Origin of the sequence: Desulfosporosinus sp. HMP52 (assembly GCF_000765145.1) — a bacterium.
Lineage (GTDB): Bacteria > Bacillota > Desulfitobacteriia > Desulfitobacteriales > Desulfitobacteriaceae > Desulfosporosinus.
Genome location: NZ_JMGA01000020.1, coordinates 73,111 through 84,483, shown reverse-complemented (window position 1 = coordinate 84,483; position 11,373 = coordinate 73,111). Strand labels below are relative to the sequence as shown.

The following is an 11,373-nucleotide window of genomic DNA, read 5'->3' as shown; positions in this document are numbered from 1 at the left end:
TCATATGCTCAGGGTTTAGGTCAATTGTTACCTAGTCAATATTCTACTTTAAGGTATATTTAATTTTGCCAAATTCCTCTATTTCCAGTTTCTTTTTTTCATAACCCTTTCTTCCCATTAAGGCGTAGGTTCCGTTCTTGCCTTCTTCAACTCCAGGTTGATCATAGGCGTTTATATTAAGCAACTCGCCCATGTAGGCTGTTTCCCACTCTAAGAGCAGTAATAGTTGACCAATATTATACGCATCCAAATTGGAAAGAATAATCTTTTGGTGTTGTCGATTGGCAAGGGTGAGTGCATATTCCGTCGCTTTTTGTTCTGCATATAACAACTCTTCTAAGGTGCGTCCCCCTAAAAAGTGAATATCTTCAGGTAATTCGGCATCTAATGGAATTATTCGGGTTTCCTTAAATTTTTCAACGGTTACAAAGGTAAGAACTTTATCATCGGGCCCCTCTACATAGAGCTGTACTTGAGAATGCTGATCAGTCACTCCAAGGGCTTTGACGGGAGTTTGTCCTACGTATACCTCACGCCCCTGCAGATCATAACGTTTCCCCAGGCTTTCTGCCCATAATTGAGCGTACCAATCTGCCATGGTTTTTAAGCCATCAGCATAGGGCATAAACACAGAAATATTTTTTCCTTTTTGCCAAGATAAGTAGGCTAATCCTGCCCGTAGTTGAGCTGGGTTAGCAAGTACACCTTTAGATTCCCAGATCCAATGATCCATGCTTAGGGCACCATCCATAAGCAGATCAATATCAATCCCGCATACCGCCGCTGCCAGCAAGCCTACAGGAGTTAGTTCGGAAAATCGGCCGCCTATCCCCGCAGGTATCACAAAGCGATGAAAGCCTTCTACAAGGGCAATTGGCAAAAGATTTCCTTTTTCTTTATCCGTGGTAACAACAATATGTTCAGAATAGCTGTTTCCACACTCTCTCCGCAATATATCACGAACAATGAGAAACTGCGCCATGGTTTCTGACGTGTTGCCCGATTTGGATATCACATTAAATAGGGTTTTCTTAGGATCAAGTATCTCCATCAGCTCATTAAAGCGAACCGGATCGATATTGTCTACTACATATAAGCGGGGCCGATGCCCGCGCTTTTCTGGAGGAAGTTCATTGTAGTAGTAGTGATTTAAGGCTTGCTGAACAGCTAAGGGTCCGAGGGCTGAGCCTCCGATTCCTAACACGACAAAGTTATCAAACCGGGAAGCAACAGTGTCAGCATACTTAACTATTTCCGGAACCTGTTCCTTTATCGAAATCAAAAGCTTGGTAAAATCTAGCTGACCTGCCTCCCAGCGTATTTCAAGGGAAGTTTTAGCTTGGTCTAGCTTGGTTTGAAGACCCTGGAGCTCTTCATTCCTAAATCCATCTGGGTTTTGTGGACCCTTCATCATCCCAGTATAGTCAATCTGTAATCCTAACTGACCTTGATTACCCATTCACTCAACCTCATCTCCGCGTATGGATTTCCATGGCTAAATTGAAAGCTGATTTGCTAAATCATACAGTTCTCTGTTAAAGGGTGGCATCTCGCCGTAGGCGACATCGAGAGGGATAGAAACCACTTTCTGATTGACATATGCTGTCATTTTATTAGTCTCCTTAGACATAATAATTTCAACAGCTTTTCCTCCCATGGCTGCAGCAATCACAGCATCTAAAGCGCTTGGGTTGCCGCCACGTTGAAGATGTCCCAAAATAGTAATCCTAGTATCAAAGCCTGAACGAGAGTGTAATTCCTCGCCAATTTTATAGGCGCTTCCCGCCCCCTCAGAAACAATGATAATACTGTGATTTTTCCCACGCTGATGACCCCGTTTTAACTTTTCACATATCTCATCGTATTCAAAGGGAATTTCGGGCACTAAAATCGACTCAGCTCCACAAGCAATTCCTGCCTGAAGAGCAATATTTCCACAGTGCCTACCCATAACTTCAACAACAAACGTCCTTTCATGGGAGGTGGCGGTATCTCTAATTTTACCAACGGCATCGATAACCGTATTAACTGCCGTATCAAAGCCTATGGTTAGATCTGTTCCAGGGATGTCATTGTCGATAGTTCCAGGTATCCCAACTATTTGAATTCCTTTGGCCAAGGTCTGAGCTCCTCTGAAAGAACCATCTCCACCAATTACTACCAAAGCATCAATTTCATGCTTATGTAATTGCTCTAAGGCCTTTTGTTGACCCTCAGGAGTCATCATTTCTGCCGAACGAGCTGTTTTCAGGATGGTTCCGCCGCGTAGAACAATATCTGCTACAGAACCTAAGCTCATTTCCGCGAGTTCTCCATGGATTAACCCTTCATATCCTCGACTAATTCCATAGACCCTTAGCCCATGAAAAATCCCTTTTCTGACCACGGCGCGAAGGGCAGCATTCATACCAGGAGCATCCCCTCCACTCGTTAGCACCCCTATGCGTTTAATATCTCTTGACATTGAATCACCTCTTTCTATTGTTTTTCTTAATGTTGCTTTTTAGTCAAATACGGCTACTCTATAGTTTCTTCATGATCAAAGCAATTTAATACTGACTGATAAATTTTAATCAATTCTTTATCTTTAACAAGCTTGTCCTGCATCTTTTGGTACGACAAGATAATGCTATTATGATTACGGTTAAAATAGCGAGCTATTGCCGGAAAAGAAATATGGCAAAGATTTCGTACTGTATAAATAGCCATTTCTCTAACTTCATTAATAGTTTTTTTACGACTTGCACTCTGTAGGTCTTCAACGGAAGTTCCCATAGTTTGAGCAACATTTCGAATAATGTTCATTGGATCAGGGGCCTTAAGCATTTTGCGTTCTTTTTCGTACCAATAGGCATGAAAACAAGCTAGACTTAATTCATCTTCATGGAGCTCGGCAAATTTTATGTAATCCTCAATCGTCTTGACAGCGTCTGCTAAATTATCGATTCTCTCGGAGACCATGCTTAATACGGATTTAGCGATGAAAAGACGTCTTTGATGGACATATTCTTCTAAAAAGGCTTTCAGCTCAAATTCTTGAGGGTGCTCTATTGGAATAGCAACACCACTTAAAAACCGTGAAGCCAGCCTCTCACCTAAAAACCCCAAATCTAATCGATCGGATTCACAGGTAACTACCAACTTGCCGCCATTATTATTGATATATTCATAGGTATAATGTAACTCTTCTATTGTTTTGGCTTTTCCAGACAGACATTGAAGGTCATCAATCAGCAACAGACGAGTTGTACGATACCTCTCACGAAATTGTTTGAGTTTTCTTTCCTGAGCTGCGTAAGCATATTGACGAGCAAAGGCTAAAGCATCGGTGATAACCAGCCCATTTTCAGATTGGTTTTTTTGGTAGAGATAATGAAGCAGAGCAGATTTCCCAACCCCTCGGGGTCCATAAATCAATGTTACATTAGCTGCATTCTCGAATTGGAATTTCTTTACTAATCGGCAGGCTCGAATGTTAAAATCTCTTACAAACCAGTTCAAGCTAGCCTCTCCTTTATTAATCCTTGTCTGGCCTCTGATCCGCTAAATATCTATAGCATTCACCAGCAATAACTGTTAAGGGTTTACTACGGCGGGTTAAAAGATAAAAGCCGCGTTCAATATTCAAGCCTTTAACCTTAGCCCACTTAATCCCTTGTTTTTCGCAAGATTCAAGTGCATGTTTTGAAAGAAATGAATAGCCTATACCCGAACGAACTGCATTTTTAACAGATTCAGTACTTCCAACTTCTAAAGCAATATTGAAGTCATTGAGATCTAAATCTCGTTTAGCCAGAGCTTCTTCAAATGTACGTCGATGTCCCGATCCTGTCTCGCGAATTATCATAGGATCTCCTTTTATGGAATCAAGATCAATGGATTCACTAGTACTTAACGGATGTTGGCAAGATACTACAAAACCCAATTCATCTTTCATCCAAAATTCGGAGGTTAATTTTTCAGTATCAAATATTGCCCCAACTACAGCAAAATCCACTTCATGGGCAAGTACCTTTTCTGCCATCTCCAAGCTGTCCCCTATAGATAGTTTGAATTTGATCTCTGGATAAAGCTTACGAAATTCGGATAAATATACCGGAAGTAAATATTCACCTGGAATGTGAGAAGCCCCAATATGTACTTTTCCACTCATCAGTATTTCTGAATCTCCAATTTCACGCATAAGCTCTGACCATTCATCAAGCATGTGCAAGGTATGACGATATACCGTCTCTCCTTCCGGGGTAAGAGCAAATCCCTTACCTTTTCGATAAAGTAACTTGACACCAAGTTTTTCTTCAAAAGCTCTGATTTGGTTTGAAACAGCAGGTTGACTGATCCCTAATTTTCGCGCTACAACAGTAAAACTCTGTTCTTCGACTACCTGTCCAAACAACCGCATCAAATCTAACATATTGCACCTCTATCCTGAGTGAACTTCAACAAACCTTGAGTATGGCAGCATAGACTGTTAACTTGATTAAATTAGATATAGAAAGAAGAGGGCAAGCCCTCCTCTTATGGTATAGAATCACTCAAAACAATTCACTTTATACTTAAGCTTGAATTGTAACTTTTTTCATCCTTTGATCTTCCAGAGGTTTGTCAGATCTATCTCTCGGGGCGTTGACAATACGATCGACTTCCTCCATACCTTCGATGACTTTCCCAAAAGATGCATATTGTCCATCTAAATGAGTTGCACCCTTAACTACAATAAAGAACTGGGAACTTGCAGAATTAGGAGCTGAAGTACGAGCCATAGATATTACGCCACGATCATGTCTCAAGTCGTTTTTAAAGCCATTACCGGTAAACTCTCCACGAATAGTCTTTTTACTTCCACCCATACCAGTGCCATTCGGGTCTCCTCCTTGAATCATAAAGCCTGGTATACATCGATGGAAAATTAGTCCATCGTAAAAGCCTTCAGAAACAAGGGTTATGAAATTTTCAACAGTTTCAGGCGCTATTGATGGATAAAGTTCAATTTTAATCGTGTTGTTGTTTTCCATTTCGATGATTACTATTGGATTTTCTTTTGCTTGATCTTGAGTTTCGTTTGTCACCCCAGTGACCTCCTTTATGTTTTGGATATTTTCCATTGTATATTATACCACTGGAATTAGAGTTTCCCTAATGTATGGAAAATATTTTAGTTAGTACGGCTTGTCCTCCCACGTTTTTGACTATAGAGATAGATCAAGAACACAATGATTGCTAATACAATTCCGCTCCTTGCCAAGTAATGGTGTAAGATATGGGTGATCTTCTGCCAATGCACGCCAAGAATTCTTCCTAACGAGATAAAGGTTAAAGACCAGATAAAAGCCCCAGTGGCAGCCAAGATAACATACCTTCCAAAATTCAGCTTACTCATCCCTGAGAAGTATGCTGTAAAGTGACGAAATCCAGGAAAGAAGTAGCCAATGACAATTAGCCTGTCACCATAACACTGAAACCATCCCTCAGCTCTAGCAATCTTCTTTTCATTGATATGAAGATAGGGAGCGACTTTATGTAAGAAGGGAATACCTAATCTCCTTCCTATCCAATAACTTAAAATCATTCCGAGAAAACTCCCAAAGGTAGCAACCATAAGTGTTTTTCCAAAATCCATTCTTCCTAGAGAGGTCTGAAAACCACTAAAAGTCATCAGGAATTCGTCTGGGACAGGAACCCCAACTAAACCACAGGTAAGTAAAACAAATAAACCAATATACCGAAAATGATAAATTATGTCAATTAAATTCTGTTCTAACCCTTGCATGCCCTACCTACTTTCCCCACCATATTACCCTAGGTAAATTTTAGGGCATAGTTTATTCTAAACTGTCACGACTATTATGAGCTTAAGACAATTATCACAAATTAGCTTATTTAAATAATACTTATGTCCGTGGGTATTTTACCATATACCTTAACTCTTAGCCATCTAATCTTATCATGAATAACACTTGCTTTCTTCAGACATTTTTTTCCTCAAGGCTAAGAGAATTTATCTAAGTAAATTCTACCTTAGGTGGTTAAAATCCTTTATTTATGAATAAAAACAGACGCTATTTCTAGCATCTGTTTCAATTTGATTAAGTTTCTCCTTTTTATAGCTATTTACCGTTATTTTCTTCACTTTTTGATGCTAAACGACGGCTTACCATCCCGTTGGATGATTCATAAATGAATTTCTTGTTATCGACTACAGTTTCAAGGGCGACTGATTTTCCCCAGAGAAATTGTACTAACGCTAAAGTTTTCTCGAGATAAATTATATCTAAATCAACCCCTTCATGACAGTGTTTTAGCAATAGCCCCCCTTTACCTTCAAAATCTCTTTCAATAACAACAATCCGAGGATGTCCTCCGTTAACTAATTGTTTGACAAGATTATCACGAACCTTCTCCCATTCGTTTTCAGTAACCTGCCAATGAGCACCAACTTTACGATAGTTGAATAGATTCAGATCCTCGACTAATTCTTTGCTGAGGTGATTTCTAATGAAAGAAAGGTCGTTTTCGATCTCACGTAGTTCAAAAAGTTCAGAGATAGATCTCTTTTCGGCTAAATGTTCCCAAATCTTGACTCCCAAGTAGTAAGGATTTAAGCCTAAGCGCGAAGGCTGAACAACCTGACTATGCATTAACGCAAATTCAATTGCTTCAGAGTCTGTAAGACTGAGTTCTCGCATGATTCTTGCGTGCCAGAAAGTTGCCCAACCTTCATTCATTATTTTAGTCTCAATTTGCGGATAAAAATAAAGTGATTCTTCTCGAATAATACTTACGATATCTTTTTGCCAATGCTCAAGACCTGGGGCAAATTTAATCAAGTATAACAGTAAGTCTTCAAATTCATGAGGCGAATCAACACCAGAGTCATCTCTTGACAGGTCTTCCCACAAATCTTCATAAGGTGAGGCAACGCCCTTCTTAGTCTGCTTAACAGAATTTCCCTTCCCAAGACTTTTAACAACTCCTTTGTCACAGTTGCCTTGACACCCCATTTGATTAAAAAGCTGCCTCTCACTCATTCGCTCAAGCTTACCTAGATTCTCAAATTCTTGTAGCGGGCCGATATGGGCTCGATAATCTACATGCTCTTGAATTGCCAAGACTGCATCCATGAACTTCTCAACTTTGTCTCTACCATACTTTATCTCATAGTCGTGGATTCTCTCTGCATGAGCACTCATACGTTCAACCATATCCTTAGGGGTTCTTGAAAAATAGTGATTATGCTTAAAGAAATCGACATGAGCATAAACGTGCCCAATAACAAGTTTATTCTGTACGAATCGATTTCCCTCTAACAAGAAGGCATAGGCTGGATTGGTATTAACAACTAATTCATAGATTCGGCTAAGGTTCAAATCATACTGCATTTTCATTTTATAAAAGGCTTTACCAAAACTCCAATGAGTAAAACGAACGGGCATCCCATAAGCTCCAAATGTATACAATGCTTCCGCTGGAACGATTTCAAAATTCACCGAGTAGAAATCAAGCCCCATGCCTCGTGCCACTTGGGCAATCTCTTGTGCTGCCTTACTTAAGGCTTCCATCTCACTGTCCATGACTCCCCCCCTCGTATACTGTCATTAGACTAAATCAACTTTACCTGAGCGGAGCTAATTTAAGAGAAAACTGTTTTGAGTGCATCATATACTTCGTTACGATCCCTAATCGTTACTAAACGCAGTTTCGGGTCTGATATACGCTTTAAGGTGGACATAAGTGTACTTGAATAATGGGTTCTTAAGATCTCTCCATATCCGACAACCTGACTTACTTCAACCAAATTCTTCATCAGTGTCAATGCTCTGGAATTATCTGAGCCAATGTTATCCCCATCCGTAAAATGAACCGGATAAATATTGTAGTGAGCTGGAGGATAATCCTTTTCAATTAGATCCAGTGCAAACTTATAGACGGATGAGCAACGAGTACCACCGCTTTCACCCCGAGTAAAAAACTCTTCCTCGGTAACTTCTTTTGCTTCAGTATGATGTGCCAGAAAACGCATTTCTACGTTTTCATATTTTAAGCGAAGAAAACGCACCATCCAGAAAAAGAAGGTTCTGGAAATATACTTTTCAAACTGGCCCATTGATCCGGATGTATCCATCATTGCTAAGATAACTGCATTGGTCTCAAAATTCGGGCGAGTCTCCCAAGTCTTAAACCTCAGATCTTCTGGAGTAATCTTTATTTTCTTATCTTTATCCAGCTTCTTAGAAAAGGCCTGCCTCTTGATACTTTCAAGTAAGGTACGTTTTTTATCAACGTTAGCCATCAATCCTTTTTTACGTACATCATTGAATTCCGGACGATCATGAGCAATGAGTGGCCGTTTCTTATCATCAAGATTAGGCAGTCTTAATTCTTCAAATAATATATTTGCCAGATCTTCATAGGAAACTTCTGCTTCATAAATATCCTGTCCTGGTTCTTCGCCTGCTCCACTGCCCTTACCCCTTCCTTTGCCGGCAGCTTGTTCCCGTCCTAAGATATCCCCCGGAGCCATCTTTTTACTGCCTTGTCCGGTGTGGTTTTGCTTATTAAAGTCATACCTAAAGCGAAATTCTTCTAATGACCGCATGGGAATCTTTGTGTTCTTTTTTCCATCAGATAGAATTATGCTTTCATCGACAATCAAATCTCCCATTTGTTGCTTAATGACTTCCTCCACTTTCTCCTTATGCCTTGATTGATCCAGATGTCCTTTGCGATGCAAACTCCAGTCATCTCGGCTTATAATAATGTCATCCGCCATACAAATCCCTATCCTCTCTACCGGTTAAGGAGGGCTCCAACATATTTGACAATCTCATTGGCACAGATAGAACAGTATCCATGTTCTTTAACAAGTCTATCCATAACATTGTTAATTCTCCTCAGCTGTTCCTGATCAGGATGAGATACTGAAGTGGTAATTTTCACTATATCCTTAAGGTCGGCAAATAATTTCTTTTCGATAGCTTCTTTCAGACGCTCATGAGATTCATACCCAAAGGTTCTGCCTTTTCTGGCATACATTGAAATGCGAATTAGTATTTCTTCTCTAAAGGTTTTCTTAGCATTTTCTGATACGCCTATTTGTTCTTCAATACTGCGCATAAGTTGTTCATCAGGTGCCATTTCTTCCCCGGTAATGGTATCGTATATTTTTGTAGAATTACAGAAGGCTTCAACATTATCCAGATAATTATTCAAAAGTGATTTGGCTGATTCTTCATAAGCATATACAAAAGCCTTCTGAACTTCCTTTTTAGCCATTTCATCATATTCACGCCTTGCTACAGCAATGAGATTCAAAAGGTTTTCTTTTTCTTCCTTCATAATTGAAGTATGCTGAGATAACCCATCTTTCAAAGCTCGTAATATATCTAGGGCATTAATACACTTATGCTCATCACGAATTAAAGCAGTTGATATTCGGTTAATAACATAACGCGGATCTACACCGCTCATACCTTCGGCCAGTTCTTCCCCTTCCATAGTCAGTTCTTTAATATCTTTTTGATTAAATCCCTCAACATCCTCACCATCATAAATACGCAGCTTCTTTACCAAATCCATACCCTGCTTCTTTGAAGGTTTTAACCTTGAAAGAACACTAAACACAGACGTGGCCCATAGACTGTGTGGTGCCAGATGTACGTTTCTGATATCACTTTGGCTAATTAATTTTTCATAAATTTTTACTTCATCACTCACCCGCAGATTGTATGGAATTGGCATAACAATTATCCGTGATTGTAAAGCTTCATTTTTCTTGTTTCCAATAAACGCACGATATTCATTCTCATTCGTATGCGCGATTACCAGCTCATCCGCGGAAATCAAGGCAAAACGACCTGCTTTGAAATTTCCTTCTTGGGAAAGACTTAAAAGATTCCAAAGAAACTTCTCGTCTGACTTTAGCATTTCTTGAAACTCCATAAGCCCTCTGTTGGCCTTATTAAGCTCACCATCGAATCGATAGGCACGAGGATCAGACTCTGACCCATATTCTGTGATCGAAGAAAAGTCAATGCTTCCTGTCAAGTCTGCGATATCTTGAGATTTAGGATCGGAGGGAGTAAAGGTTCCTACACCGACCCGTTGCTCCTCCGAAAACAAGATTCTCTTTATTGGAAAGCCTTCGACCTCCCCGGCAAACTCTTCATCCAGACGCAGGCGGCAAACGGGGCATAGATTTCCTTCAATACGTATCCCGTAGGTATCTTCAAATTGTTGACGTAAAGATACTGGCAACAAATGCAAGGGATCTTCATGCATAGGACACCCATCGATGGCATAGACCGCTCCTTCCTCTGTTCTCGTGTATTCTTCAAGTCCTCTTTTCAATAAGCTGACAATAGTCGATTTCCCACCGCTTACAGGCCCCATTAACAGTAAAATCCGTTTACGAACATCTAAGCGCTTCGCTGCACTATGAAAATACTCCTCAATCAGCTTCTCTAACGTCTTATCCAGTCCAAAAAGCTCTTTGTCAAAGAATTTATACGTCTTCTGATCCCCAATCGTTTCAACCCCGGCGGCTTTGATCATCTCATAGATTCGAGCATGGGCATGCAGGGCCAATTTTGGGTTTTTTGTGACCATTTGCAAGTAATCAGCAAACGTACCACTCCAGGCCAGTGCAGCCTCTACTTCGCGATATTCACGCAACCATTTAATGACTTCCATAGTAGCCCTCCCTTCACTAACAATCAACAAGACTTGTCGGGATAATATCTATGTATATGCTTTGTCGAAGAATATAAGTCATTGAACCACTGTGTATACTTAATTAAAAAAGACATCTCAAGAGATGACTTTATCTCAAGAGATGTCCTTTTAATATTCTATTCCTTTACGGGATCTAATTCCTTTTTCATAGGGATGTTTTAGGGGCACCATTTCTGTTACCAAATCCGCCTTTTCTATCAGAGACTGGGAAGCGTTTCTTCCTGTCAAGATCAGTTCCATATTAGCTGGTTTCTTATCAATTAGTTCAGCAACTTCTTCTTCCGGAATAAGTTCAAACCAAATTGCATTGAGTATTTCGTCTAGAATGACAATATCCCAATCCTCGGAAATTACTATTTCTTGAGCTCTTTGAAGTGCCTTCTTAGCCTCAAGGATATTTTCCGCAAGATTTTCTCCCTTGTGCACCCACCCGGATCCTCCATAATGCTCGAGTTGACATTCAGGACTTAACCGTTTAATTCCCTCTAACTCACCGTAACTGTTGCTCCCCTTCATAAACTGTAAAATGAAAACTCGAAAACCATGCCCGACTGCCCGGACTGCTAAGCCAAAAGCTGCTGTAGTCTTCCCTTTCCCATTTCCAGTATATATTTGGACTAATCCTTGAGATAGATTCGACAT

The 11,373-nt window shown here is 40.1% G+C and carries 10 protein-coding genes; all 10 read right to left on the bottom strand.

The features are described 5' to 3' along the window. Positions 1-43: 43 nt before the first annotated feature. A complete protein-coding gene (locus DP73_RS08980) occupies positions 44-1,459 on the bottom strand; it encodes a glucose-6-phosphate isomerase (RefSeq protein ID WP_034598961.1) in 1,416 nt (471 codons plus the stop codon). A gap of 36 nt (positions 1,460-1,495) precedes the next feature. Continuing rightward, positions 1,496-2,464, bottom strand: a complete 969-nt coding sequence (gene pfkA, locus DP73_RS08975; RefSeq protein WP_034598959.1) for a 6-phosphofructokinase — start codon at positions 2,462-2,464, stop codon at positions 1,496-1,498. A 53-nt stretch (positions 2,465-2,517) separates the two neighbouring features. Further along, the gene (locus DP73_RS08970) at positions 2,518-3,501 is read right to left on the bottom strand and encodes a DnaA/Hda family protein (RefSeq protein ID WP_034598957.1); all 984 of its coding nucleotides are present in this window, start codon (positions 3,499-3,501) and stop codon (positions 2,518-2,520) included. A gap of 16 nt (positions 3,502-3,517) precedes the next feature. After that, positions 3,518-4,414 (bottom strand): selenium metabolism-associated LysR family transcriptional regulator, encoded by an 897-nt coding sequence (locus DP73_RS08965; RefSeq protein WP_034598956.1) that lies wholly within the window; start codon positions 4,412-4,414, stop codon positions 3,518-3,520. 142 nt (positions 4,415-4,556) lie between these two features. Further along, positions 4,557-5,069, bottom strand: coding sequence for a peptidylprolyl isomerase (locus DP73_RS08960; RefSeq protein WP_034598954.1), 513 nt, complete (start codon positions 5,067-5,069; stop codon positions 4,557-4,559). 86 nt (positions 5,070-5,155) lie between these two features. Next, the gene (locus DP73_RS08955) at positions 5,156-5,770 is read right to left on the bottom strand and encodes a DedA family protein (protein ID WP_034598950.1); all 615 of its coding nucleotides are present in this window, start codon (positions 5,768-5,770) and stop codon (positions 5,156-5,158) included. A gap of 337 nt (positions 5,771-6,107) precedes the next feature. After that, positions 6,108-7,571, bottom strand: coding sequence for a SpoVR family protein (locus tag DP73_RS08950; RefSeq protein ID WP_034598949.1), 1,464 nt, complete (start codon positions 7,569-7,571; stop codon positions 6,108-6,110). 59 nt (positions 7,572-7,630) lie between these two features. After that, positions 7,631-8,770 (bottom strand): sporulation protein YhbH, encoded by a 1,140-nt coding sequence (gene yhbH / locus DP73_RS08945; RefSeq protein ID WP_034598948.1) that lies wholly within the window; start codon positions 8,768-8,770, stop codon positions 7,631-7,633. Positions 8,771-8,787: 17 nt separating this feature from the next. Then, on the bottom strand, positions 8,788-10,689 hold the full coding sequence (locus DP73_RS08940; protein ID WP_034598946.1) for a PrkA family serine protein kinase: 1,902 nt from the start codon (positions 10,687-10,689) through the stop codon (positions 8,788-8,790). A gap of 150 nt (positions 10,690-10,839) precedes the next feature. Next, entirely contained in the window at positions 10,840-11,373 is a 534-nt protein-coding gene (gene cobO / locus DP73_RS08935; protein ID WP_034598945.1) for a cob(I)yrinic acid a,c-diamide adenosyltransferase, read from the bottom strand.